A 23,924-nucleotide genomic window follows, 5' to 3' on the forward strand; every position below is an offset into this window, starting at 1 on the left:
CCGCGAAACCCTCGGCTGGAGAACCCCCGCCGAAGCCCTCCAGGACCTACTCTCAGCCGCTCAACCAACCGGCGGTGCAACCACCACCTGAATCCGCCTTCCCTGATCGTCGCCGGCCCCCGGGAGGGTGAACAGGCCGTCCTCGGTCTGCTCGACCAGCCCGTCGGACAGCAGCGAGTCCAGGCACCGCGAGCGCTGGACGGGGTCGTCCCACGCCGGCTCGAGCGCCGCGGCGTCCACCGGCTCGTGCGCCGCCCGCAGGACGTCCAGCAGCCGGCCGCGCACCTGGCGGTCCGTGCCGGCGAACTTCTGCACCTTCCGGGGCGGGCCGTCGTGCGGCGGGGCGCCGGCCAGCCGCCACGCGCACCGCTCGCGCACGGGGCAGGCGCCGCACCGCGGGGTCCCGGCGACGCACACCAGCGCGCCCAGCTCCATCACGGCCACCGAGAAGCGCACCGCGCGCTCGTCGTCCTCGGGCGTCAGCGCGGCGATGTCGGCGAGGTCGGCGGCCCGGGCGTTGCCGGCCTCCGCCCGGCCGTGCACCAGCCGCGCCACCACCCGGCGCACGTTGGTGTCGACGACGGGCTGGCGCCGGCCGTAGCCGAAGCAGGCGACCGCGCGGGCGGTGTACGTGCCGACGCCGGGCAGCGCCTCGAGCTCGGCCACGTCGTCGGGGACGACGCCCCCGTGCCGCTCGGTGATCGCGATCGCCGCCTCCCGCAGCCGCAGCGCCCGGCGGGGGTAGCCGAGCTTCCCCCAGGCCCGGATGACCTCCGCGGGCGGCTGGGCCGCCAGATCCGCCGGGGTCGGCCACCGGGCCACCCAGGCCCGCCAGACGGGCTCCACGCGCGCCACGGGGGTCTGCTGGAGCATCACCTCGCTGACCAGGACGGCCCAGGGGTCGACCTCCGGCCTCCGCCAGGGCAGGTCGCGGGCAGCGGTGGCGTACCAGTCGACGACGACCTCGCCGACGGGGGTGGCGGTGGCAGAGGACGGCTCGGTCACGGGCACCCAGTGTGCCGTGCGGCCGGCGCGGCGTGCCGAGCGGACCAGTCCGCACCGGGCGCACTAGCGTTCCCCGCGTGTTGCACCCGGTCGGCCCGCTCCCCGCAGCCGTGTACTGGCGGCGCCGGCTGACCGTGCTGGTGCTGCTGCTGGCCGTGCTGGGCGGCCTGGGCTGGGTGGTGGTCAGCCTGCTGCCCGGGAGCGGGGACGGCGGTGCCGCCGCCTCGTCGACCACCGCGGCCGAGCCGACGGAGCTCCCCGCGCTGGAGCAGGTGGTGCCCGCGGTCTCCGGGGTGCGGACGCCCGGCACCACGGCGCCACCGAGCGAGCCGCCGGTCCCGGCCGGCCCGACCCCGGGTGGTCGGTGCACCGACGAGATGCTGGGGCTGGAGGTGCGCACCCCCGGCACCGTGGCCGTGGGCGCCAAGCCGGTCCTCGAGCTGGTGGTGGTCAACACCTCGCCCGTCCCCTGCGTGCGGGCCCTGGACAAGGAGCTCCAGGAGCTGGTGATGGTCGACGCCGCCGGCGCGCGGGTCTGGGGCAGCAACGACTGCTTCCCCGAGAGCAGCGACGACGAGCGCACCCTGGCGCCGGGGGAGCCGGTCGTCTTCCCCCTGGCGTGGGGCGGGCTCACCAGCGAGCCGACGTGCACCGCCGCGCGCGTGACGCCCGCTCCGGGGGACTACGTGCTGCGCGGCCGCCTCGACACCAAGGTCTCCGGCGACGCCCCGCTCACCATCGGCTGACGCACCGGGCCGCGGGATCAGCTGTAGCGGTCCAGGATCGAGGTCTCGGCCAGCCGGGACAGCCCCTCGCGGATGCCCCGTGCCCGGGCCTCCCCGACGCCCTCCACGGCCAGCAGGTCCTCGATGGTGGCGGCGAGCAGCTTCTGCAGGCCGCCGAAGTGCTCGACGAGCCGGTCGATGATGCCGGCGGGCAGCCGGGGCACCCGGGCGAGCAGCCGGTAGCCGCGCGGGCTCACCGGGGAGTCCAGGGCGTCCGGCGACGTCGGCAGGCCGTAGCAGCGGGCGACCGCGGAGAGGTCGAGCAGCTCGGTGGCGGTGAGCGCCCGCAGCTCGGTGAGCACCTGGTCGATGGTGCGGTTCCGGCGACCGCCCGCCGGGAGGTAGTCGCGGACCAGCAGCCCGCGGTCCTCCTCGACGCCGGCGAGCATCTCGTCGAGCTGGAGGGCCAGCAGCCGGCCGTCGGTGCCGAGCTCGACGACGAAGCCCTCGATCTCGTCGGCGATCCGCCGGACCATCTCCAGCCGCTGGCTCACGCTCATCGCGTCGCGCACGGTCACGAGGTCCTCGATCTCCAGCGCGGAGAGCGTGCTGGCCACCTCGTCCAGCCGGAGCTTGTAGCGCTCCAGCGCGGCGAGTGCCTGGTTGGCGCGGGCGAGGATGGTCGTCGGGTGCTCGAGGGTGTACCGCCGGCCGGCCACGTACACGCTGATGATGTGCATCGACTGGCTGACCGAGATGACCGGGAAGCCGGTCTGCACCGCGACCCGCTCCGCGGTGCGGTGCCGGGTGCCGGACTCCTCGGTCGGGACCGTCGGGTCGGGCATGAGGTGGACGCCGGCCCGGACGATGCGGCTGCCGTCGTAGGAGACGATCACCGCGCCGTCCATCTTCGCCAGCTCGCGCAGCCGGGTGGCCGACAGCGCGACGTCCAGGGCGAACCCGCCGGTGCAGATCGACTCGACCACCCGGTCGTACCCCAGCACGATCAGCGCACCGGTGCGGCCGGCCAGGATGCGCTCGAGGCCGTCGCGCAGCGCCGTGCCGGGCGCGATGCGGCCGAGGAGCTCGCGCAGCGCGATCTCGGGATCCACGGCGGCGGGCACGAGCTCTCCTGACGGTCGAGTGGTATGGCAGCCGAGTCTACGTACCCGGGTGACGAGCCGGGCACGCTCGGGGTGCGGGGCGTGCGCTCCGGCCGCTCATACGGAACCCTACGGGCTCAGAACATGCGGTGGAAGGCCGCACCCAGGTCGGGGACCTCGATCAGCCGCATGCCGGCCGGGGCTGCACCGGCGTCCGGCGGGACGAGGGCCACGCGGTACCCCTGGCGGGCGGCCTCGGCCAGCCGCCGGCCGGTGCCGCCGACCCGGCGGATCTCCCCGGAGAGGCCCACCTCGCCGAGGGCGACCAGGCCCGCGGGCAGCGGGGCGTCCTTGGCCGCGGAGGCGATCGCCAGCGCCAGCGCCAGGTCGGCCGCGGGCTCGGCGATGCGCACCCCGCCGACCGACGCCGCGAACACGTCGGCGTCGGCCAGCTTGACCCGGCCCCGCCGCTCGACGACGGCGTTCACCATGGCCACCCGCTGCGAGTCCAGGCCGCTGACCGCCCGGCGGGGCGAGCCGCCGCCGCTGGTGCTCGCCACGAGGGCCTGCACCTCGGCCAGCAGCGGCCGGCTGCCCTCGAGCGTGACGGTGACGCAGCTGCCCGGCACCGGGTCGCTGCGCCGCGACACGAACAGCGTCGACGGGTCGGGCACCCCGACGACCCCGCTGTCGCCGATCTCGAAGCAGCCGATCTCGTCGGCCGGGCCGAACCGGTTCTTGGTGGCCCGGACCATGCGCAGGGTCGAATGGCGCTCGCCGTCGAAGGAGACCACGACGTCGACCAGGTGCTCGAGCGTGCGGGGCCCGGCGATCGCGCCGTCCTTCGTGACGTGGCCGACCAGGATCGTGGTCATGCCCCGGGTCTTGGCGACGCCGGTCAGCGCCGACGCCACCGCGCGGACCTGCGTCGAGCCGCCGTCGGTGCCCTCGACGGCCGGGGACCGGACGGTCTGCACGCTGTCGAGCACCAGCAGCGAGGGGTTCACCGCCTCGACGTGGGCGAGCACCGCGGAGAGCTCCGTCTCGGCGGCGAGGTAGAGGCGGTCGTGCAGGGCGCCGATCCGCTCCGCGCGGAGCCGCACCTGGCCGGCCGACTCCTCGCCGGAGACCACGAGCGTGGGCCCACCGGCGGCGGCGACGCGGTGGGCCACCTCGAGCAGCAGCGTGGACTTGCCGACCCCGGGCTCCCCGGCGACCAGGAGCACCGCGCCGGGCACCAGCCCGCCGCCGAGGACGCGGTCGAACTCGTCGATGCCCGTGGGCACGGCGCGGGCGCCGGCGAGCTCCACCTGGGCGATCGGCCGGGCCGGCGCGCTGACCTGCCCGGCCGAGACGGCGCGCAGGCCGGTGGCCGGTGCGCCGGCCTCCTGCAGGGTGCCCCACGCCTGGCACTCGGGGCAGCGCCCGACCCACTTCGCCGAGGTGTAGCCGCACTCGGTGCAGCGGTGGGCAGGGCGGGACTTCACTCCGGCAGGTGGCACACGCGGCACGCTAACCGCGGCCACCGACAGTTCCCCGGAGAACGCGCGACGGCGGCTCCCGGGCAGGAGCCGCCGTCGCGGGGTGGAGCGGGGGTGCGGATCAGTTCTCGGGGTTGCCGCCGCCGGCGACCTCGGTCTGCTCCCGGCCCTCCTCGGTACCGCCGCCGGTCTCGCCCTCCTCCTCGTGGTGGAAGTCGAAGGCGTCACCCCGCTCGCGGGGCTCCGCGAGGGCGGCCACCGGGACCACCGTGGTGACCTCGCCGGCGTTCTCGAAGGTGAAGGTGAGCTCGAGGACCCGGCCGGTGGTGAGCGCCTCGTCGAGGCCGGTCAGCGTGATGGCGGAGTCGCTGTCCTCGCCGAGGAAGACGGTGCTGCCCGCGGGGATCACCAGCTCGCCGGCGCCCGCGGTGGCGGGGGAGTCCTCGGTGGAGCCGAAGCCGGTGCCCGTCGGCTGCTCGCTGGACGACCCGGCCTCGCCCGCCTCGATCTCGACGTCGGCGAAGCCCTCGCCGCTGACGCCGGTCAGGGTGTCGTCCTCGGTGCCGGTGTTGACGATGGCCAGCCGCAGCGGGGCGTCCTCGCCGGCCGGGTACTCGCCGTCCTCGGGCGCGACGACGGCGATCTGGCGGAGGGCGATGTCCCCCACCTCGGCCATCGCGCCGACCTTGTCGCGCTGCTGCTCGACGGTCTGCGTGACCTGGCCGGCGCTGCACGCCGAGAGGGCGAGGGGGGAGAGGAGCAGAACGCCCATCGTGGCGGCGCGCAGAGCGCGGTTCACGGCTGTCGACCTCCAGCAGGACCGTGCCGGCCACCGGGGATCGGTGGCGCGGAGACGGCCCGAGCGTATCGGGCGCCTGCCGGGCGTGCCCGCAGGGAGCCGTCTGCGTCGCGGCCCGGCGCTCCCGGGCCGCCTCAGGCCAGGCCCGACCCGCTGCCGACCAGCAGGGCGACGTCCAGCACCGTCAGCAGCATCACGGCCGGGAACGCGAGCCCCCGGAACCGCGCCGTGCCGGCGAGCGCGGCGACCGCCGCCGCGGGCACGGCCAGCACGAGGGCCGTCCAGCCAGCGGGCCCGGGCGGGCCCGGCGGGCCCAGCACGAGGGCGAGCGTCGCCCCGGCCAGCAGCAGCGCGCCGCACACCGCGGAGGTGCGCGGCCCGAGCCGGTGCGGCAGCCCGCGGACCCCGGTGGCCAGGTCATCCTCCAGGTCGGGGGCGACGTTGGCCAGGTGCGCCGCGCCACCCAGCGCCGCGCCCGCGACCACCAGCCACCACGGGGCCGCGGGCGTGCCCGGCGCGGCGGCGACCACCCCGGCGGGCAGCGCCCCGAACCCCACCACGTAGCCCGCGCCCGACCAGACGGTGCGCTTGAGCCCGGCGTTGTAGGCCCAGCCGCTGGCGACGAGCAGCAGCAGGAGGGTGCCCGGGACCAGCCCCAGCAGGAGCGAGAGGACGACGGCGACGGCGGCGGCGGCGAGGGCGGCGCCGCGCAGCACCGCGGGGTCGACGGCGCCCTGCACGACCGGTTTGTCGGCCCGGGCGACGGCGCGGTCGCGGTCGGCGTCCAACCAGTCGTTGCTCCACCCGATGGACGCCTGACCAGCGAGGACGGCCGCGCTGAGCAGGGCGGTGCGGGCCGGTGGGACGTCCGCGGCGATGGCCAGCAGGGTGGCCACGGTGGTCACCGCGACGGTCGGCCCGAGGTGGGTCGCGCGGAGCAGCGCGCGGGTCGTCGCACCCCTCCGGGCGGCCCCCGCAGGCACATCAACCACGCTCTGTCAACCCCTCCGACGCGTCGATCCAGGCCGCTGACCTGCATATTTACTGCCCGGAGCCGATCCGTTGGTCAGTCTGCCGTGCTAACCTGGGGGAAGCGAAAGGGGTCACATCCACATGGGCTTCACTGTCGGCGAGACCGTCGTCTACCCGCACCACGGTGCCGCGCTCATCGAAGCGATCGAGAAGCGCACGATCAAGGGTGAAGAGAAGGCCTACCTCGTGCTGAAGGTCGCCCAAGGCGACCTCACCGTGCGCGTGCCGGCCGACAACGCAGAGATCGTCGGCGTCCGCGACGTCGTCGGTCAGGAGGGGCTCAACCGGGTGTTCGAGGTGCTCCGCGCCCCGCACACGGAGGAGCCGACGAACTGGTCGCGCCGCTACAAGGCCAACCTCGAGAAGCTGGCCTCGGGCGACGTGAACAAGGTGGCCGAGGTCGTCCGCGACCTGTGGCGCCGCGACAAGGACCGCGGCCTCTCGGCCGGCGAGAAGCGGATGCTCTCGAAGGCCCGCCAGATCCTGGTCAGCGAGCTCGCGCTCGCCGAGGGCACCAACGAGGACAAGGCAGAGGTCCTGCTCGACGAGGTCCTCGCCAGCTGAGCGCGCCGCGCTCCCGCAGGTCCCACCGAACCGCTCCCGTGCACGCTGTCGCCATCGTCGCAGCGGCCGGGAGCGGTTCGCGTCTGGGGGCGGCGGTCCCGAAGGCGCTCGTGCCGCTCGGCGGGCGGCCGCTGGTCGCCTGGGCGGTCGACGCCCTGCTCGCCGGTGGCGTCGCCGAGGTGGTCGTCACCGTGCCCCCCGCGGAGCGCGCCGCGTTCGCCGCCGCGCTGCCGGCCGAGGTCCGGCTCGTCGACGGCGGGGCCTCCCGCACCGCGTCGGTGCGGGCCGGCCTCGCCGTGGCCGGGGTGCGCGCCGACGTCGTCCTGGTACACGACGCCGCCCGGCCGCTCACCCCGCCCGCCGCCGTGGCCCGCGTGCTGGCCGCCCTGGCCGACGGCGCCCGCGCCGTCGTCCCCGTGCTGCCGGTGGTCGACACGACCGTCCTGGTGGACGACGACGGCGTGGTCGCCGAGGCCGTCCCGCGGGCAGCGCTGCGCCGGGTGCAGACCCCGCAGGGCTTCGACCGCGCCACCCTGGTCGCCGCCTACGCCGACCTCGACGACGCCGCAGAGCTCACCGACGACGCCGCTGTCGTCCGGGCCGCCGGCGTCCCGGTGCGCACCGTCCCCGGCGACGAGCGCTCCGCGAAGATCACCGTCCCCCACGACCTCGCGCTCGCCGAGCTGGGCGTGGGGCTGACCGCAAGCGAGGTGCACCCGTGACCGTCCTGCCACGCGTGGGCATCGGCAGCGACGTCCACCCCGTGGTGGCCGGCCGCCCCTGCCGCCTGGCCGGGCTCGACTGGCCCGGCACCCACGGCTGCGCCGGCCACTCGGACGGCGACGTGGTCGCCCACGCGCTCACCGACGCCGTGCTGTCCGCGGCCGGCCTCGGCGACATCGGCGGTCTCCTGGGCACCGACGACCCGCGCTGGGCCGGGGCCGCGGGCATCGCCGTCCTCGAGCACGTGCGCGAGGTGGTCAGTGCCCAGGGCTGGCAGATCGGCAACGCGTCGGTGCAGCTGATCGCCAACACCCCGCGCCTGGGACCGCGCCGGGCCGAGGCCGAGGCCGCGCTCTCGGCCGCGCTCGGGGCCCCGGTGAGCGTGGCGGCCACCACCACCGACGGCCTGGGGCTCACCGGCCGGGGTGAGGGCCGGGCCGCGGTGGCGACGGCGCTGGTGGTCCGGCCGGGGGAGGCACCCTCGCCGCGGGCGGAGGGGTCGGCGGGCACTCCGTAGACTCCCGGCGGTGAGCCTCCGCCTGTACGACACGGCCGCCCGCGCGGTCCGCGACTTCACGCCCCTGCGTGCCGGTCACGCGTCGGTCTACGTCTGCGGGCTCACCGTGCAGGGTCCGCCGCACGTCGGGCACGTCCGGGCGGCGGTCTCCTTCGACGTGCTGCGCCGCTGGCTGGTTGCCCGCGGCCTCGAGGTCACCTACGTCCGCAACGTCACCGACATCGACGACAAGATCCTCACCAAGGCCGACGAGCACGACGTCCCGTGGTGGGCCTGGGCCTTCGAGAACGAGCGCGCCAGCACCCGGGCCTACGACGTCCTCGGCGTGCTGCCGCCCACCTACGAGCCGCGCGCCACCGGGCACGTCCCGGAGATGGTCGAGCTCATGCAGCGGCTGATCGAGCGCGGGCACGCCTACGCCGTCGACGGCGACGTCTACTTCGACGTCCGCTCCTTCCCGGGGTACGGGGCGCTCACCGGCCAGAAGCTGGACGCCCTCGAGCCCGCCGCCGACACCGACACCGACGAGCGCAAGCGCGACCCCCGCGACTTCGCGCTGTGGAAGGCCACCAAGCCCGCGGAGCCCGCGACGGCGTCGTGGCCGACCCCGTGGGGGCGCGGCCGGCCGGGCTGGCACCTGGAGTGCTCGGCCATGGCGGGCCGGTACCTCGGGGCGGAGTTCGACATCCACGGCGGCGGCCTGGACCTGCGCTTCCCGCACCACGAGAACGAGCAGGCGCAGTCCCGGGCTGCCGGCGACGGCTTCGCGCGGTACTGGCTGCACAACGGCTGGGTCACCCTCGGCGGCGAGAAGATGAGCAAGTCGCTGGGCAACACCGCCCTGGTCGACGAGGTCGTCCGGCGGGTGCGGCCGGTGGAGCTGCGCTACTACCTGGTCGCGCCGCACTACCGCTCGACCGTCGAGTTCACCGACGCCGCGCTGGAGGAGGCCGGGCAGGCCTACCGGCGCATCGAGTCGTTCGTGAAGCGGGCGGCCGAGCGGGTCGGCGCCGACGCGGGGGAGGCGCGGCGCGCGCCGGCCTTCGACGCCGCGCTCGACGACGACCTCGGGACGCCGGCGGCGATCGCCGCGGTGCACGAGGTGGTGCGGCAGGGCAACACGGCCCTCGCCGACGGCGACGACGCCGGCACGGCCGCCGCGCTGGACTCGGTCCGCGCCATGCTGGGCGTGCTCGGGCTGGACCCGCTGGACCCGCAGTGGGCCACCGCCGGCGACGACGGGCTGGCCCGGGCGACCGACGGCCTGGTGGCGCTGGCGCTGGAGCAGCGGCAGGCGGCGCGGGCGCGCAAGGACTTCGCGGCGGCGGACGCGATCCGCGACCAGCTCGCCGCCCTCGGCGTCACCGTCGAGGACACACCGCTCGGACCCCGATGGGAGCTGACCCGCTGATGGCCGGCAACAGCCAGCGCCGCGGCCGCACGACCGGCGCGGGCAAGAAGGGCGCCACCGCCGGTACCGGTGGCAAGAACCGCCGGTCGCTGGCCGGCCGCGGCGCCACCCCGCCGGCCGAGATGCGCACCGGGCACCCCGCCCAGCGGCGCGCCCAGGCGGAGGCGCGGCAGCGGGCCGACCGCGCCCGGGCCCGCCAGCGGGCGGAGGAGTCGCCGGAGCTGCTGCTCGGCCGCAACCCCGTCGTCGAGGCGCTGCGCGCGCAGATCCCGGCGACCGCGCTGTACGTCGTCACCGGCGACACCACGCGCGGCGGCACCGACGAGCGGATCGCCGAGGCGCTCGCGCTCGCCGCCGACCGGGGGCTCCCGCTGCTCGAGGTGGGCAAGGCCGAGTTCGACCGCATGTCGCAGGGCGCCCTGCACCAGGGCATCGGCCTCCAGGTCCCGCCGTACGACTACGCGCACCCGGACGACCTGCTGGACATCGCCCGCGACTCGGGCCGGGCGCCGCTGGTCGTGGCGATGGACGGGGTGACCGACCCGCGCAACCTCGGCGCCGTCGTCCGCTCGGCGGCCGCGTTCGGCGCGCACGGCGTCGTCGTGCCCCAGCGGCGGGCCGTCGGCATGACCGCCTCGGCCTGGCGCACCAGCGCCGGCGCGGCCGCCCGGTTGCGGGTCGCCCGGGCGGTCAACCTGCCGCGGGCGCTCGCCGCCTACCAGGACGCCGGGCTGCAGACGGTGGGCCTGGCCGGTGACGGTGACGTCGAGCTGCACGAGTACGACGGCTTCGCCGACCCGGTCGCGCTGGTCGTCGGCGCGGAGGGCACCGGGCTGTCGCGGCTGGTGCGGGAGAAGTGCGACGTCGTCGTCCGGATCCCGATCTCGCGCGACACGGAGTCGCTCAACGTCAGCGTCGCCGCCGGCATCGCGCTCTACCAGGCGGCGCTGAGCCGCAGCTCGGACGCAGCCCGCTAGCCAACCGGACGCCGGACCGTTGCGCGCGCAGAGGGCGCCGGAGCACACTCCCGGCACCGTCCCGAGGAGGCGAGCGTGCGCATCAGCCAACTGCTCCGGCGCAAGGGCTCCGGGGTCACCACCGTCGACGGGTCCGCGAGCATCCGCTCGGCCCTCCAGCTGCTGGCGGAGCGGGGGATCGGCGCCCTCGTGGTGTCGTCCGACGGCCGCCGGGTCGAGGGCATCGTCTCCGAACGGGACGTCGCCCGCGGCCTCCACGAGCAAGGGGGCGCCCTGCTCGACCAGCCGGTGTCCAGCGTGATGACGACGCAGGTGCACGTCTGCCCGCCCGAGGCCACCGTGGACGGCCTCGCGCGGACGATGACCGACCACCGGGTGCGGCACGTCCCCGTCGTCGCCGACGGCGTCCTGGTCGGCATCGTCTCGATCGGCGACGTCGTCAAGGCGCGGCTGGACGAGCTGGAGGCGGAGCGCCAGCAGCTGGTCGCCTACATCCAGACCTGACCGCGGTCAGCCCAGCAGCTGGGCGACCGTGTAGATGACCAGGCCGGCGAGGCCGCCGACGACGGTGCCGTTCACCCGGATCCACTGCAGGTCGCGGCCGACCTGCAGCTCGATCCGCCGGCTGGTCTCGTCGGTGTCCCAGCGGGCGACGGTGCTGCTGACCAGGTCGGCGAGGTCGCCGGAGAAGCGCTCGGCGACGTAGCCCGCGACCTGGCCGCTGTGCCGCTGCACCAGCTCGCGCACGGTCGGGTCGGTGCGCAGCAGCCGTGCGCCGTCGAGGATCAGCGCCGTCACGCGGGCGCGCAGCGGGGACGTCGGGTCGGCCGCGGCGGCGAGCACCGCGTCTTTCACCGTCGTCCAGAGCGAGCCCGACCAGTCGCGCACCGCGGGGTGGGCCAGCACCTCGTGCTTGAACTCCTCCACCCGCGCGGCGGTGGCCGGGTCGGTGCGCAGGGCGTGCACGTAGGCGCGCAGCCGGGCGTCGTAGGCGCGGCGCAACTCGTGGCGGGGGTCGGCGGCGACCTCGGCGAGGAAGCGGTGCACCCCGGCGAAGGCCCGGTCGAAGACCCGGTCGTCCACCCAGTCGGGCACCCAGGCGGGGGAGGCGTCGCCGAGCTGCGCGCGGAACACCAGCCGGTTCTCGTCGAGGAACCGGGCCATGAGCCGCATCGCCGCGGACAGCACCTCCTGGTGCCGGTCGCCGTCGACCACGAGCTCGAGCACCCGGGCCAGCGGCGGCGCGGCGGGGGTCTCGTGCAGCTTGCGCTCGACCAGCGCCGCGACGGCGGGCTGCACGTCGTCGTCCTTGAGCAGCTGCGTCAGGCCCGTGAGCGCGGTGGCGGCGTCGCCTCCCAGGCGCTCGGCCCGCCCGGGGGCGGACAGGAAGGTGCCCAGCCGGCCCGGGACGTCGATGGTGGCGAGCTTCTCGGCGACGACGGTGCGGGTCAGGAAGTTCTCCTGCACGAAGGTGCCCAGGCTCTCGCCGATCTGGTCCTTCTTGCGCGGGATGATCGCGGTGTGCGGGATGGGCAGCCGCAGCGGGTGCCGGAACAGCGCGGTGACGGCGAACCAGTCCGCCAGCGCCCCGACCATGGAGGCCTCGGCCGTGGCCCGGACGTAGCCGACCCAGGCGCCGGCCTCCTCGCCCAGCAGCACGCAGCCCAGGAAGACCACGGCGGCGAGCAGGAACAGCCCGGTCGCCAGCCGCTTCATCCGGGTCAGGTCCCGGGCCCGGGCAGGGTCGTCCAGCGAGCCGGCCAGGGGGGCGGTCAGTCGGGGGGCGGCCACCCGGCCCAGCCTAGGGAGCCGGGCCGGGCGGTCGCGGGGGTCCTAGTCGGTCTCGCCCAGGGTGACCTCGAGGGTGCGGGTGTCCCCGCCGCGGCGCACGGTCAGCTCGACCGTCTCGCCGGGGGCCTTGCTGCGGATCGCGGCGGTCAGCTCGGTGGACGTGGTCACCGGCCGCTCGCCCACGGCGGTGACGACGTCACCGGCCTGCAGGTCCGCGTTCTCGGCCGCGCTGCCCGCTTCCACGGAGACGACCTCCGCGCCCGTGCCGACCTCGCGGTTCTGGTCGTCGGCGGCGTTCCTCGCGGTCACCCCGAGGAACGCGCGGGTGGCGTCACCGGTCTCGATGAGCTGCTGGGCCACCCGCTGCGCGGTGTTGGACGGGATGGCGAAGCCGACGCCGATGTTGCCGCTCTGGCCCTGCCCGCCGGGCAGTCCCGACGCGACGGTGGCGATCGCGGTGTTGATGCCGATCACCTCGCCGGCGCCGTCGACCAGCGCACCGCCGGAGTTGCCGGGGTTGATCGCCGCGTCCGTCTGGATCGCGTCGAGGACGGTGGCGTCGCCCTCCGTGGAGCCGGTGGCGACGGCGCGGCCCGTGGCGCTGATGATCCCGTCGGTCACGGTGTTCGACAGGCCCAGCGGGGCTCCGATGGCCACGGCGACGTCACCGATCTGCACCTCGTCGGAGTCGGCGAACGTGGCCGCGACCAGGTCCTCCGCGCCGTCGAGGCGGAGCACGGCGAGGTCGGAGGCGGGGTCGGTGCCCACGATCTCGGCGTCGTACAGGGTGCCGTCGGCGGTGCGCACCTGCACGGAACCGGCCGCGCCCGCCCCCTCGGCGACGACGTGGTTGTTGGTGAGCACGTAGCCGTCGGCGGTCAGCACGACGCCGGAGCCGCTGCCCGCGCCGGAGCCGCTGCTCACGTACACGGTGACCACGCTCGGTGCCGCCTTGGCCGCCGCGGCGGTGGCGGTGGTCGCCCGGTCGGGGTTCTCGATGGTGACGCTCTGCGCCGAGGTCGGGGACCCGGTGCCGGTGGCCGGCTCGTCGAGCAGGGTGACGACGCCGGCTCCGGCGCCACCACCGATCAGTGCCCCCGCCACCAGGCCGGCCAGGCCGATGCGCAGCCGGCTCCCGCGGCGAGGGGCGCGCTGCTCGGCCACCGGCGGCAGCCCGCCGTAGCCGGGGTAGCCCGGGGTCAGCACGGGCTGGGGGGTCGTCGGCTGCGGCGCCGCCTGCGGCTGCTGCCAGGCGAACTGCTGCCCCGCGCCGGGGTGCTGGTGCTGGTGCTCGGTCACGCGTCGTTCCTCTCCTCGCAGCCGTGCGGCCGCTGCGTCGGAACCCACTGTCGGCCCTTCCTCTGGCGCAACGCTGGAGGGGTGCTGTGAGCTTCCTGGGCGCCGGGGTCAGCGCGGGACGGGCAGCAGGCGGCCGCGGGCGACCTGCTCGGTGACCGCCCAGACGGCCAGCACCTCGGTGGCCAGCAGCCCGACGAGCACGAGCAGTTGCGCGGCGCCGGCCTCCAGCGGGCTGCCGCCGCCGAGCAGCACGCCCACGAAGGCGCCCGGCAGGGTGACCAGCCCGACCGTCCGGGTCTGGTCCAGCGGCGGCACGAGCGCGGTGCCGGCGACCGGGCGGCCGATCAGCAGGACCGCGTCGCGGGGGAGCAGCCCGACGGCGAGCGCGGCCTCGACCTCGCCGCGCCGCTGCCCGATCTCCTCGCGCAGGCGCCGGCCCGCGAGCGACGTGGCGGTCATGGCGCCGCCGATCAGGATGCCGGCGATGGGGATGACCGCCTCGCCGCGGAGCGGCACCGTGCCGCTGGCCAGCACGAGGGCGACGACGGGAGCGGCGCCACCCACCACCGGGACGGCCACGGCCGACAGCCGGGCGACGGCGCCGGGCGAGCGCAGCGGCCGGCCGGTGGCGCGCCCGGTCGCGGTGGCGGTGGCCACCGCCACCATGAGGAGGACGAAGGCGGCGGAGAGCCAGAGCGACCGGACGACCACGAGGAGCAGGGCGGAGACGACGGCGAGCTGCGCCGTGGCGCGCCCCGCCGCGACGAGCACCGACCGGTCCTCGCCCAGCCCGGACACCCGCCCGCTCACGGCGGCCAGGGCGGTGAGCGCGACGAGGACCGCGCCCAGGCGGAGGTCGACGTCGACCACCGAGGACCCCACGGCGCCGATCCTGCCTGGTCAGCCGGGCGCCGGGTGGAGCGGGGTGCCGGTCGCGCAACTCCGTGTGCAGGGTCGGCCCCACGGGGGTAGTGGGCAGGCCTGGCCCGGACGCGCACCCGTGGCCGCAGCCCGTCCCGTCGGCCCGTGGAGCTGTCCGTGCCCGTCCGTGGTCCTCTCGTCCGGTTCCTCATCGGCTTCGGCCTGGCCTGCGCGGCCGTGCTGGCGGTCGTCGGCGGCATCGCGCTCCGGGGCCCGGGGCTGGTGGCCGTCTGCGTCTCCGGCGCGCTCGCGGGCTGCGTGGCCGCCGGGGTGGCGCGCGAGACGCCGCGGCCGGGGCGCCGGTCGGTGCTCGAGTCGGCCGGCCAGGCGGCGGCGGTCACGATCGGGGCGCTGCTGGTGGTGAGCGGGACGGCGGTGCTGGCCGGCGGGGCCGTGGCGCTGCTGCTGGTCGGGCTCGCCGCGGCCGGCTGGGCCGCGCGCAGGTGGGTGCGCGACCGGCGCGAGGCTGCGCTGCGCGCCGTGCCGTCGGCGGGTTCCTGGGCCGGGCCCGCGGTCGCCGTGGACGGGGCCTCGACGGCGACCCTGGGGGAGGAGTGGCGGCGCACGGGTGCCGAGCTGCAGCGGCCGCTGGCCCCCGCGGCGCGGCAACGGCTGGTGGCCCGGCGGGCGCAGGTGCTCGACGAGCTGGAGCGCCGCGACCCGGACGGCTTCGCCCGCTGGCTGGCGGCCGGGCCCCTGGGCAGCGCCGACCCGACCGGTTTCGTCCGCGGCACCCCGCCGCACGCCGACCCCAGCACGGAGACCGAGGCGGCCTGATCCTCGCGGTCACCGGGTGGTGGCCGGGCCCGGGGCGAGCCGGGTCAGGTGCGCTCGGCGGCCGCCGCGATGTCGTCCAGGTCCTGCTGCAGCGCCTTGGTCACGGCCCGGCGTCCCAGGGGCGCGGTGACCGCGCCGAGGACCCGCGCCACGGTGCTCGTCGGCCGGCCACCGAAGGTCATCGTCAGGTCCGTGCCCCCGTCTGCGGACGGGCTGAACGCGAACGTCGAGACGTAGTGGGCGCCCCGGCTCGCCGCCTCGACACGGTAGGAGCGCTGCGTTTCCACCCCGGTCACGGCCATCTCCTCGGTCGCCGACCGGCCCATCATCGTGCGGGTTTCCCGCCACCGCGTCCCGACGCCGAAGGGCCCCGGGGTGAGCACCTCCACGGCGTCGACCCCGCGGAGCACCTGCGGCGAACCCGAGAGGTCGGTCGCCACCTCCCAGACCCGCTGCACCGGTGCCGCCACGTGCTTGTGGACCTCCACCTCCTGCACGGCTGCTCCCTCCCTCGGTCCCTCGACGCGGCCGTTGCGGACGCGGCACGGTGAGCCTGCCACCGGGGGGTGACGGGATCGAGGGGCAAGCGAGCCGCGCGGTCGCGCCCCTGCCGTGTCCCTATCCTTGTCCCGGGACCTGTCCCCACGTCCCGCCGGCGTGGCGCAACTGGTAGCGCACCCGACTTGTAATCGGGCGGTTAGGGGTTCGAGTCCCCTCGTCGGCTCAGTCGAAGCTTCCCGCGCCGTCGCGCCGGTAGGGGGAGAGGCGCTCCAGCCGCGCCCGCTCGGCCCGCTCCGCGCGCAGCCGCCCCGCCGTCCCCGGCGGGTAGCCTGCCTTCACCACGCGGTGCTCGGTGGTCTCGACCATGTAGGCCAGCGAGAACAGCAGGCCCAGCAGCAGCCCGCCGCCGGCCGCGGCGATCCGGTAGGCCAGCGGGACGGGGACCAGCAGCAGGCATACGACGACCAGGGGCAGCAGCTGCACGACCGCCCGCGCCATCTGCCGCCACACCCAGGTGCTGCAGGTGGTGTCCTCCAGCACCCACGGCGCCAGCTCGCGCGGCAGCCCGCCGCCGTACGCGTACCAGACCCACCGGAGGGGGCCGGGGCGCTGCGTGCTCACGCCGAGAACGGTAGGCCGATCCGGTCGCCCGTGGCCGGTCCCGGGTGCGGGCGTACGGTGCCGCCGTGGACGAGCGTCGCCTGGGGGTGGTCTCCGGGCTCGGCGCCTACGCCCTGTGGGGCATCTTCCCGCTGTACTTCCCTCTCCTGGAGCCCGCCGGTGGCCTGGAGATCGTGGCCCACCGGGTGCTCTGGTCGCTGCTGTTCGTGGGGTTGCTGCTCACCGTCGTCCGCCGGTGGGGGCACGTGCGCGCCGCCGTCACCAGCCCGCGCACGCTCGTCGTGCTGGCCGGAGCCGCGGTGCTGATCGCGACCAACTGGCTGATCTACGTCTACGGGGTCAACTCCGGGCAGGTCGTGGAGACCTCGCTCGGCTACTTCATCAACCCGCTGGTGAGCGTGCTCCTGGGCGTGGTGGTCTTCGCCGAGCGGCTGCGCCCCCTGCAGTGGGTCGCCGTGGGCATCGCCGCCGTCGCCGTCGTGGTGCTCACCGTCGACTACGGGCGCCCGCCGTGGATCGCCCTGGGCCTGGCCCTCTCCTTCGGCCTGTACGGGCTGATGAAGAAGCTCGTCCGCATCGAGGCGGCCCCGGGGCTGTTCCTGGAGACGGCGCTGGTCGCGATCCCCGCCGGTGCGGTCCTCGCCGTGCTGCACGCCGGGGGCACGGGCACGTTCGCCAACGCCGGCACCGGCCACGCCCTGCTGCTGGCGAGCGCCGGGGTGGCGACGGCGGTGCCGCTGCTGCTGTTCGCCGCGGCGGCCCGTCGCATCCCGCTCTCGACGGTGGGCCTGCTGCAGTACCTGACCCCGTTGATGCAGCTGGCGATCGGCGTCTTCGTCTACGACGAGCCCATGCCGCCGGCCCGGCTGGCCGGCTTCGTCATCGTCTGGGTGGCGCTGGCGGTCTTCACCGCCGACACGTGGCGGCACGCCCGGGCCGGGGCGCGGCGGGCGGCCCGCGACGCGGTGGTCGCCACCCCCTGACCGGGCCGCCGGACGCACCGCGGCGCGTGGGCCGGAAACGTCGGAGGGCGGCGCTACCGTCGTGCCCGAGCCGCCGGGAGCGCCCGGCCGGCGGAGCAGCTCAGGAGATGGTCCGACGATGCACAGCGACCCAGCCCCCGTGGTCTCCCCGCCCCGGGTCGAGGGGTCAGGGGAGAGGTCCGTGCCGGCCGGTGGCGCCGGTCTGTCGCGGCGCGAGCACGAGATGCTGGGTTTCGAGCGCCAGTGGTGGCGGCGTGCCGGCGCCAAGGAGACGGCGATCCGCGACCTGTTCGACACGACGCCGACCCGGTACTACCAGGCGCTGAACGCCCTGGTCGAGCGGCCCGAGGCGCTGGCGGCCGACCCGCTGCTGGTGCGGCGGCTGCGCCGGCTGCGGACGGCGCGGCGTCGGACGCGCTCGCCGCAGATCCTGGGCAACGGGAATGACATGGATTAGATTCGCTCACCGTGGGCAGGCACGCGGCGTCAGGCAGTGACGGAGTGGGTCAGGGGCACGTGCCGCCGGCCGCGGGGCGGCGCCGCACCGACGGCCCGGACGGCGCCGTCCTGAGCGACCACCCGACCGCTCCCGGGCGCGACCGCGGCGGTCTCCGGCGCGGCGTCGTGGCCGACGCCCCCGTCGAGGTGGGCCACCAGGTCTCCCGCTCCCGGCTGCCGCTGCCCCCCGTGCCGGCCGGTCCCCGCGCCGGTTCCGGCTCCGCCCCGGCCGCCCCGCGCGTCCGGGAGATCCCGGGCCCGCTGACCAGCGCCGCCCCGTTCCAGGCGGTGCCCTCGCCCGCCCCGGCGCCGGCCGTCCTCGGCGAGGTGCCCGCACCGGCCCGTGCCGCCGACGCCCTGGCGCCCCGCCGCGGCGTGCCCCAGGCGGCGGCCGCCTCCCTGGCGGGCCCGACGGCGCTGCTGGTCGACGACGAGCCGCTGGCGACCACCGGCCCGGCCCGCGGTACGGGCCGCAGCGCTCCTGTGCCGCGCGTCCCTCGCGTCCCGCGGCAGACCACCCCGTCCGGGGCGCCGTCGTCCTCCTACGGCGACTGGACCAAGCCCTCGCGCAGCGACGAGACGGGCCGCTCGCGGCCCGTCCCCGCGGTGCTCGGGTCTCCCGCCACCACCGCCATCCCCGAGCGGGACATCAGCGCCCGCCGGGCGGAGACGGCCCTGGACGACGACCTCGGCCACGACGAGCCCGGGTACGACCTCGACGCCGAGGCGGCCCCCGAGCCGGATCCGGCCGAGGTCAAGGGCGGCCGCGCCGCCTACCGCGCCGAGCGGCAGGCCGCCGACGCCGCCCGTCGCAAGGCGGCCAAGCGCAACGGCACTCCCGAGGTGCTCTTCGACGACGAGCCCGAGCGCAAGCCGCGCCGCGTGCTCAAGGGCCTGGTCGCCATGGCCGTCGTCGCCGGGGCGGTCCTCGGCGTCTACACCGTCACCGCACCGGAGAAGGAGGAGGCGGCCGCCACCGCGCCCACCCCGGCCAGCGTGCCGACCGTCGCCGTCCCCACCGCCGCCCTGCCGCCGCTGCCGGACAACCCCGTGGTCGTCGAGCCGGCGATCACCACCCCGGTTCGGGTCCCGGTCACCGTCCTCAACGCCACGAGCATCACCGGCCTCGCGGCCAAGATCTCCGGCGCCGTCGTCGCCGGGGGCTGGGAGTCGCCCGGTGTCGGCGCCTACCCGGGCACCGACGTCTCGGCCACCACCGTCTACTTTACCGAGGGCGACGAGCAGCAGCGCCAGGCCGCGCTGCAGCTGATCGACCAGTTCCCCGAGCTCGCCGGCCCCGCGCCGCGCTTCTTCGAGGTGACCGACGTCCCGGCGCCGGGGCTCGTCGTCGTCGCCACGGGCAACTGGCAGCCCTGACCCGCACCGGGGCAGCCCCCCGGAACACCGGGCGACCCCCGGCCGTTGGGGCCTGCGTGCGTTCCCTCCGCGGGCTCGTGCGTCCCCGCCCGCGCCCCGGAGCGCGCGCCGCGGCCGCCGCCCTGCTCGCCCTCGCCCTGCCGGCCGGTCTGCTCGCGTTCGCGCCCCCGGCGGCCGCCGCCGAGGTGCGGACGGAGGAGGCCCGGGTGCCCTCGGGCTCCGGCGAGGACGCCGTCGAGCTCGACACCACCCTCTACCTCCCCGGCACCGACGAGCCCGCGCCCGCCGTGGTGCTCGCGCACGGCTTCGGCGGCAGCAAGCGCTCGGTCGCCGACGACGCGGCGGACCTGGCCGACCGCGGGTACGTCGTCCTCACCTACTCGGCCCGCGGGTTCGGCGAGAGCACGGGGCGGATCGGGCTCAACGACCCGCGCTACGAGATCGCCGACCTCTCCACGCTGCTCGACCTGCTGGCCGAGCGCGAGGAGGTCGAGCTCGACGCCGAGGGCGACCCGCGGGTGGGGGTGGCCGGCGGCTCCTACGGCGGGGCGCTCGCCCTGCTCGGCGCGGCCTACGACGAGCGGGTCGACGCCATCGCGCCGCAGATCACCTGGCACTCGCTGACCACGTCGCTCTTCCCGTCGCAGACCGGTGACCTCGACGCCGGCACGGTCGCGGCGGTGCCGCAGACGGAGGCGGCCGGCGTCTACAAGCAGCTGTGGTCCGGGCTGTTCTTCGGCATCGGCTCGGCGTCGGGCGGCCTGCTGGACGCCCTCGGCGGCGGGACCGGCGCCGGCGGCGGGGCCGCGCTGCCCGCCGGCCTGCCCGAGCAACTGCTCGAGCAGGCCGCCGCGGACCCGGAGGCCGCCGAGCTGCTGCTCACCTGCGGCCGCTTCAGCCTCGAGGTGTGCGAGGCCTACCAGGCGGCCGCCTCCACCGGCACGCTCACGCCGGAGGTCGCCGCGGTGCTCGACCGCAGCAGCCCGGCCGGCGTCCTCGACCGGATCGACGTGCCGACGCTGCTGGTGCAGGGCACGCGGGACTCGCTGTTCGGGCTGGGCCAGGCCGACGCGAACGCGCGTGGGATCGCCGCGGACGGGACCCCGGTCAAGGTGGTCTGGTTCGCCGGGGGCCACGACGCCTCGTCGTCGGACGGGCAGGCCGAGGACCTCCGCGACCAGGTCGCCGGCTGGTTCGACTGGCACCTGCGAGGGCAGGGCGAGGACCCCGGCACGGGCTTCGAGTTCCCCGCGCCCACCGGCCTGGGCGCCACGGTCGGCCGGGTGCAGGGCGGCGGCCGGACCGTCGCGGCGGAGGTCTACCCCGGGCTGGACGGCGCCGAGCCGGCCACCCGCCGGGCGGTGACCGTCTCCGGGCCCGTGCAGCCGGTCGTCACCCCCGCCGGTGGCACGCCCGCCGCGCTCACCACGCTGCCCGGGCTCGGGGCGCTGACCTCCGCCCTGGGCGGCACCACCGCGGAGATCCCCGGCCAGTTCGCCGCCTTCGACAGCGCACCGCTGGAGGCCCCGGTCGAGGTCGTCGGCGCCTCGAGCATCGACCTCGCGGTCTCCTCGCCCAGCGGCAGCGCCACCCTCTTCGCCAAGCTCTACGACGTCGGCCCGGACGGCGCGACCACGTTGCCCGGCGGGCTCGTGGCGCCGCTCGCGCTCACCGGCGTCTCCACCGACCCGACCGCCCCGACGCGGGTCAGCGTCACGCTCCCGGGCATCGTGCACCGCTTCGAGACCGGGCACACCATGCGCGTGCTGGTCTCCTCCACCGACCAGGCCTTCGCGCTGCCCGACGAGGCGGCGGTCTACTCGGTCGGGCTGGCCTCGGACGTCGCCCCCAACGGCGTCGCCGCGGGCGAGGCGACGCTGGCCGCCCCCGAGGTGGAGGGCCGCAGCGAGGCCCCGGCCGGCACGTCCCGCTGGTGGGTGCTGCTCGCCGTCCTCGCCGGGCTCGGGCTGCTGGGCTGGCTCGCCGCCCGCTGGTGGGGCGGCCGCCGCGACCGGCGGATCTCGCAGGTGGAGCCCGACGGCGAGGACGTCCCGCTGCGCTTCACCGGCGTGACCAAGGCCTACAAGGACGGCTTCGTCGCCGTCCGCGACCTCTCCTTCGAGGTGCGCCGCGGCCAGGTGCTCGGCCTGCTCGGGCCCAACGGGGCCGGCAAGACGACGTCGCTGCGCATGCTCATGGGGCTGATCCGGCCCACCGACGGGCGGATCAGCATCTTCGGGCACGCCGCCGGCCCCGGTGCCCCCGTGCTGTCCCGGCTGGGCTCGTTCGTCGAGGGCACCGGCCTGCAGCCGCACCTCTCCGGCCGCGACAACCTGACCCTCTACTGGGCGGCCACCGGCCGCCCGGCCGAGGACGCGCACATGGAGGAGGCGATCGAGGTCGCCGGCCTCGGCGCGGCGATCGACCGGCCGGTGCGCCGGTACAGCCAGGGCATGCGCCAGCGGGTCGCCATCGCCCAGGCGATGCTCGGCCTGCCCGACCTCCTGGTGCTCGACGAGCCGACCAACGGGCTGGACCCGCCGCAGATCCACGCCATGCGCGAGGTGCTGCGCAACTACGCCGCCACCGGCCGCACGGTCATCGTCTCCAGCCACCTGCTGAGCGAGATCGAGCAGACCTGCAGCCTCGTGGTCGTCATGGCCCGGGGGCAGAAGATCGCCCAAGGCACCGTCGAGGAGATCGTCGGTGCCGGTGGCTCGGTGCTGATCGGCCTGGCCGACGACGCCGACACCGACCGGGCGGTCGCCGTCCTCGCGGGCCTGCCGGGCGTCACCGCCGGGCGCACCGACGACGGCCTCGTCGCCGAGCTCGACGACGCGCGGCGGGCCGACGTGCTGCAGGCGCTGGTGTCCGCGGGCATCGCCGTGGACCAGTTCACGCCGCGGCGCCGGCTGGAGGACGCCTTCCTGGCGCTGGTGGGGGAGTCATGACGACGGGCACCGAGCAGCACGTGCAGCCCACCGGGGCGGTGGCCGGCTACCGGCCGGAGCGGACCCTGCGGCTCGCGGTCGAGCTGCGCCGGCAGTTCAAGCGCCGGCGGACCCTGGGCGTCTTCGCGCTCATGGCCGCGCTGCCGCTGATCCTGATCGCCGCGCTGCAGCTGGGCGCCGACGAGGAGGCGGCGGAGAACACGCGGATCAACCTGGTCGACGTCGCGACGGCGAGCGGGCTGAACTTCACGCTCTTCGTGCTGTTCGCGACCACGGGGTTCTTCCTCGTCGTCGTCTACGCGCTCGTCTTCGGCGACACCGTCGCCAGCGAGGCGCAGTGGGGGTCGCTGCGGTACGCGCTGGCGACCCCGGTCCCGAGGGCGCGGCTGCTCCGGCAGAAATGGCTCGCTGCGTTCGTGCAGGCCGTCGGTGCGCTGCTGACGCTGGCGGTGGTCTCGGTGGTGGCCGGCGGCGTCGCGTTCGGCTTCGGCGACATCACCACACCGGTCGGCGTCGGGATCGACCAGGGCGAGGGCATGCTCCGGCTGGCCGGGATGCTCGGCTACCTGGCCGTCCACCTGCTTACCGTCGGGGCGCTGGCCTTCTGGTTCTCGACCATCACCGACGCGCCCCTGGCCGCCGTCGGTGGGGCCGTGTTCACGGTCGTCGTCTTCGCGATCCTCGACGAGGTGGAGCAGCTCGGCGCGATCCGCGACTGGTTCCCGCTCGCGGAGGCCTACGCGTGGACCGACCTGCTGCAGACGCCGGTGGACTCCGGCGACCTGTTCCGCGGGGTGGTGCAGGCCCTGGTCTACGCCGCCGTCTTCACCGCGCTGGGCTTCCGCCACTTCGCCCGCCGCGACGTGACCAGCTAGATGCACTGTCGCGCCGAGTGGGCCCCGGAGGGGTCCCGGAGGCGTGATCGGACTCGCTCAGCGCGACGGCAGAAGGCACCTGACGGCGGTGTCATCCGGAGGATGACGATGCCGTCGCACCTGGCCGCGGTGCGATCCGGAGGATCGCGGTGTCACAGCGAGGCGCGCACGGCCTGCGCCCAGCCCTCGCCCATGGCGCCGGCGGTCACCGAGGCGTTGGGGAGGGCGGCCAGCGCCTCGGCCATGCCGTCGACCGCGGCACCGTTCGCGGTGATCCACAGCCGGCCCACCGCGGGCGCCATGTCCAGGTCGCTGACGCTGTCCCCGATCGCCACGGCGTCGTCGGGGGAGAGGCCGCGGCGCTCCAGGTCCCAGGCGATCGCCGCGCCCTTGGAGATGCCGCGCGGCATCAGGTGGTAGACGCGCGGCGGGGCGGCGTCCTCGGCCAGCCCCATCCACGGCGCCGCGGGGATCGCCCCGTTGTCCTTGAGCGTCAGCCACCCGACCCCGCGCTCGGCCAGCCAGGCGTCCACGGCGAGCGCGTCCACCCGCCCGCGGAGCAGCGCGTCGGTGGCGTGGGTGGCGTGCCAGGGCGCGTGCCACTCCAGCTGCCCGGGGAGCGCCGCGACGAGGTCCTCCACGACGCCGAGCTCGGCCATGACGTCCATCGGGGTGCGGTCCCCGTACTCCTCGGGCAGCGCACCGCGCAGCCGGTGGGTGTTCCGCCCCGAGCCCCAGCCGATCGTGGCGCCCAGCTCCGCGATGGCGCCGTCGGCGGCGAAGATGCGCGCGGCCTCCACCACCTGCTCGTAGGTGCGGCCGCTGACCAGCACCAGGGACGCCCCGGCGCGGTGCAGGTCCAGCAGCGCGCCGGCCGGCCCGTCGGTGAGCTCGCGCCCCGCCGTGTGCCAGAAGGAGCCCCGCGGGCCCACCATCGTGCCGTCGAGATCGGTGTAGACGACGCGCGCGCTCACCAGCCCATCCTGTCCCGCC

24 protein-coding genes and 1 tRNA gene are annotated in these 23,924 nt (G+C 76.3%); 14 read left to right on the top strand and 11 right to left on the bottom strand.

Going from position 1 to position 23,924, the window contains the following annotated elements; all coding sequences use genetic code 11:
* Positions 1 to 60: 60 nt before the first annotated feature.
* Positions 61 to 1,005 (bottom strand): A/G-specific adenine glycosylase, encoded by a 945-nt coding sequence (locus E9529_RS14340; RefSeq protein WP_236831828.1) that lies wholly within the window; start codon positions 1,003 to 1,005, stop codon positions 61 to 63.
* Between the two features lie 77 nt (positions 1,006 to 1,082).
* On the opposite strand from E9529_RS14340, the gene E9529_RS14345 reads away from it, so the two are divergent.
* On the top strand, positions 1,083 to 1,751 hold the full coding sequence (locus tag E9529_RS14345) for a MucR family transcriptional regulator (protein WP_236831829.1): 669 nt from the start codon (positions 1,083 to 1,085) through the stop codon (positions 1,749 to 1,751).
* A 17-nt stretch (positions 1,752 to 1,768) separates the two neighbouring features.
* Here E9529_RS14345 and disA read toward each other — a convergent pair whose 3' ends face one another.
* The 4 genes from disA to E9529_RS14365 form a co-directional block, all read right to left on the bottom strand.
* Positions 1,769 to 2,854 carry a DNA integrity scanning diadenylate cyclase DisA gene (disA, locus tag E9529_RS14350; protein ID WP_236824921.1) on the bottom strand — a complete coding sequence of 362 codons (1,086 nt, stop codon included), beginning with the start codon at positions 2,852 to 2,854 and terminating at the stop codon, positions 1,769 to 1,771.
* Between the two features lie 116 nt (positions 2,855 to 2,970).
* Positions 2,971 to 4,335: a DNA repair protein RadA gene (gene radA / locus E9529_RS14355; RefSeq protein WP_236831830.1), complete on the bottom strand. Its 1,365-nt coding sequence runs from the start codon at positions 4,333 to 4,335 to the stop codon at positions 2,971 to 2,973.
* A gap of 100 nt (positions 4,336 to 4,435) precedes the next feature.
* The gene (locus E9529_RS14360; RefSeq protein WP_236831831.1) at positions 4,436 to 5,113 is read right to left on the bottom strand and encodes a copper chaperone PCu(A)C; all 678 of its coding nucleotides are present in this window, start codon (positions 5,111 to 5,113) and stop codon (positions 4,436 to 4,438) included.
* Between the two features lie 134 nt (positions 5,114 to 5,247).
* Positions 5,248 to 6,096, bottom strand: a complete 849-nt coding sequence (locus E9529_RS14365; RefSeq protein ID WP_236831832.1) for a UbiA family prenyltransferase — start codon at positions 6,094 to 6,096, stop codon at positions 5,248 to 5,250.
* A gap of 130 nt (positions 6,097 to 6,226) precedes the next feature.
* Between E9529_RS14365 and E9529_RS14370 the strand changes: the two genes are divergently transcribed.
* From E9529_RS14370 to E9529_RS14395, 6 genes are all read left to right on the top strand, one after another.
* Positions 6,227 to 6,709 (top strand): CarD family transcriptional regulator, encoded by a 483-nt coding sequence (locus tag E9529_RS14370; protein WP_091929357.1) that lies wholly within the window; start codon positions 6,227 to 6,229, stop codon positions 6,707 to 6,709.
* Between the two features lie 38 nt (positions 6,710 to 6,747).
* Positions 6,748 to 7,431, top strand: coding sequence for a 2-C-methyl-D-erythritol 4-phosphate cytidylyltransferase (ispD, locus tag E9529_RS14375; protein ID WP_236831833.1), 684 nt, complete (start codon positions 6,748 to 6,750; stop codon positions 7,429 to 7,431).
* Positions 7,428 to 7,949: a 2-C-methyl-D-erythritol 2,4-cyclodiphosphate synthase gene (ispF, locus tag E9529_RS14380; protein WP_236831834.1), complete on the top strand. Its 522-nt coding sequence runs from the start codon at positions 7,428 to 7,430 to the stop codon at positions 7,947 to 7,949. The genes ispD and ispF overlap by 4 nt, the downstream gene beginning before the upstream one ends.
* A gap of 10 nt (positions 7,950 to 7,959) precedes the next feature.
* The gene (gene cysS, locus E9529_RS14385) at positions 7,960 to 9,360 is read left to right on the top strand and encodes a cysteine--tRNA ligase (RefSeq protein WP_236831835.1); all 1,401 of its coding nucleotides are present in this window, start codon (positions 7,960 to 7,962) and stop codon (positions 9,358 to 9,360) included.
* Positions 9,360 to 10,337, top strand: a complete 978-nt coding sequence (gene rlmB / locus E9529_RS14390; RefSeq protein ID WP_308195287.1) for a 23S rRNA (guanosine(2251)-2'-O)-methyltransferase RlmB — start codon at positions 9,360 to 9,362, stop codon at positions 10,335 to 10,337. The genes cysS and rlmB overlap by 1 nt, the downstream gene beginning before the upstream one ends.
* Before the next feature lie 75 nt (positions 10,338 to 10,412).
* The gene (locus E9529_RS14395) at positions 10,413 to 10,841 is read left to right on the top strand and encodes a CBS domain-containing protein (RefSeq protein WP_236831837.1); all 429 of its coding nucleotides are present in this window, start codon (positions 10,413 to 10,415) and stop codon (positions 10,839 to 10,841) included.
* Between the two features lie 6 nt (positions 10,842 to 10,847).
* Here E9529_RS14395 and E9529_RS14400 read toward each other — a convergent pair whose 3' ends face one another.
* The 3 genes from E9529_RS14400 to E9529_RS14410 form a co-directional block, all read right to left on the bottom strand.
* Entirely contained in the window at positions 10,848 to 12,128 is a 1,281-nt protein-coding gene (locus tag E9529_RS14400) for a DUF445 domain-containing protein (protein ID WP_236831838.1), read from the bottom strand.
* A gap of 42 nt (positions 12,129 to 12,170) precedes the next feature.
* Entirely contained in the window at positions 12,171 to 13,427 is a 1,257-nt protein-coding gene (locus E9529_RS14405) for a S1C family serine protease (RefSeq protein WP_236831839.1), read from the bottom strand.
* A gap of 108 nt (positions 13,428 to 13,535) precedes the next feature.
* Positions 13,536 to 14,309 (bottom strand): ABC transporter permease, encoded by a 774-nt coding sequence (locus E9529_RS14410; protein ID WP_236831840.1) that lies wholly within the window; start codon positions 14,307 to 14,309, stop codon positions 13,536 to 13,538.
* Between the two features lie 144 nt (positions 14,310 to 14,453).
* On the opposite strand from E9529_RS14410, the gene E9529_RS14415 reads away from it, so the two are divergent.
* Positions 14,454 to 15,125, top strand: coding sequence for a hypothetical protein (locus E9529_RS14415; RefSeq protein WP_236831841.1), 672 nt, complete (start codon positions 14,454 to 14,456; stop codon positions 15,123 to 15,125).
* Positions 15,126 to 15,169: 44 nt separating this feature from the next.
* Here the strand turns inward: E9529_RS14415 and E9529_RS14420 are convergent, their stop codons facing one another.
* Positions 15,170 to 15,622: an SRPBCC family protein gene (locus E9529_RS14420; protein WP_236831842.1), complete on the bottom strand. Its 453-nt coding sequence runs from the start codon at positions 15,620 to 15,622 to the stop codon at positions 15,170 to 15,172.
* A 154-nt stretch (positions 15,623 to 15,776) separates the two neighbouring features.
* Between E9529_RS14420 and E9529_RS14425 the strand changes: the two genes are divergently transcribed.
* Positions 15,777 to 15,849, top strand: a tRNA-Thr gene (locus tag E9529_RS14425).
* Here E9529_RS14425 and E9529_RS14430 read toward each other — a convergent pair.
* Positions 15,849 to 16,247: a DUF5313 family protein gene (locus tag E9529_RS14430; protein ID WP_236831843.1), complete on the bottom strand. Its 399-nt coding sequence runs from the start codon at positions 16,245 to 16,247 to the stop codon at positions 15,849 to 15,851. The two genes, E9529_RS14425 and E9529_RS14430, sit on opposite strands and share 1 nt — an antisense overlap.
* A 65-nt stretch (positions 16,248 to 16,312) precedes the next feature.
* On the opposite strand from E9529_RS14430, the gene rarD reads away from it, so the two are divergent.
* From rarD to E9529_RS14455, 5 genes are all read left to right on the top strand, one after another.
* On the top strand, positions 16,313 to 17,230 hold the full coding sequence (rarD, locus tag E9529_RS14435) for an EamA family transporter RarD (RefSeq protein WP_236831844.1): 918 nt from the start codon (positions 16,313 to 16,315) through the stop codon (positions 17,228 to 17,230).
* Between the two features lie 181 nt (positions 17,231 to 17,411).
* On the top strand, positions 17,412 to 17,687 hold the full coding sequence (locus E9529_RS14440; protein WP_236831845.1) for a DUF3263 domain-containing protein: 276 nt from the start codon (positions 17,412 to 17,414) through the stop codon (positions 17,685 to 17,687).
* A 44-nt stretch (positions 17,688 to 17,731) separates the two neighbouring features.
* On the top strand, positions 17,732 to 19,105 hold the full coding sequence (locus E9529_RS22770; protein WP_236831846.1) for a LytR C-terminal domain-containing protein: 1,374 nt from the start codon (positions 17,732 to 17,734) through the stop codon (positions 19,103 to 19,105).
* A gap of 77 nt (positions 19,106 to 19,182) precedes the next feature.
* On the top strand, positions 19,183 to 22,056 hold the full coding sequence (locus E9529_RS14450) for an alpha/beta fold hydrolase (RefSeq protein WP_236831847.1): 2,874 nt from the start codon (positions 19,183 to 19,185) through the stop codon (positions 22,054 to 22,056).
* Positions 22,053 to 22,931: an ABC transporter permease gene (locus E9529_RS14455; protein ID WP_236831848.1), complete on the top strand. Its 879-nt coding sequence runs from the start codon at positions 22,053 to 22,055 to the stop codon at positions 22,929 to 22,931. Before E9529_RS14450 ends, E9529_RS14455 begins: the two co-directional genes overlap by 4 nt.
* A gap of 152 nt (positions 22,932 to 23,083) precedes the next feature.
* Here the strand turns inward: E9529_RS14455 and E9529_RS14460 are convergent, their stop codons facing one another.
* A complete protein-coding gene (locus tag E9529_RS14460) occupies positions 23,084 to 23,905 on the bottom strand; it encodes an HAD family hydrolase (RefSeq protein ID WP_236831849.1) in 822 nt (273 codons plus the stop codon).
* Between the last annotated feature and the right edge of the window lie 19 nt (positions 23,906 to 23,924).

It is taken from the genome of Blastococcus sp. KM273128 (assembly GCF_021698975.1).
Taxonomy (GTDB): Bacteria; Actinomycetota; Actinomycetes; order Mycobacteriales; family Geodermatophilaceae; genus Blastococcus.

Bases quoted from the DNA above. Each gene is read 5' to 3' on its own strand.
- E9529_RS14455 (WP_236831848.1), top strand. From the start codon at position 22,053: ATGACGACGGGCACCGAGCAGCACGTGCAGCCCACCGGGGCGGTGGCC.
- rlmB (WP_308195287.1), top strand. From the start codon at position 9,360: ATGGCCGGCAACAGCCAGCGCCGCGGCCGCACGACCGGCGCGGGCAAG.
- E9529_RS14370 (WP_091929357.1), top strand. From the start codon at position 6,227: ATGGGCTTCACTGTCGGCGAGACCGTCGTCTACCCGCACCACGGTGCC.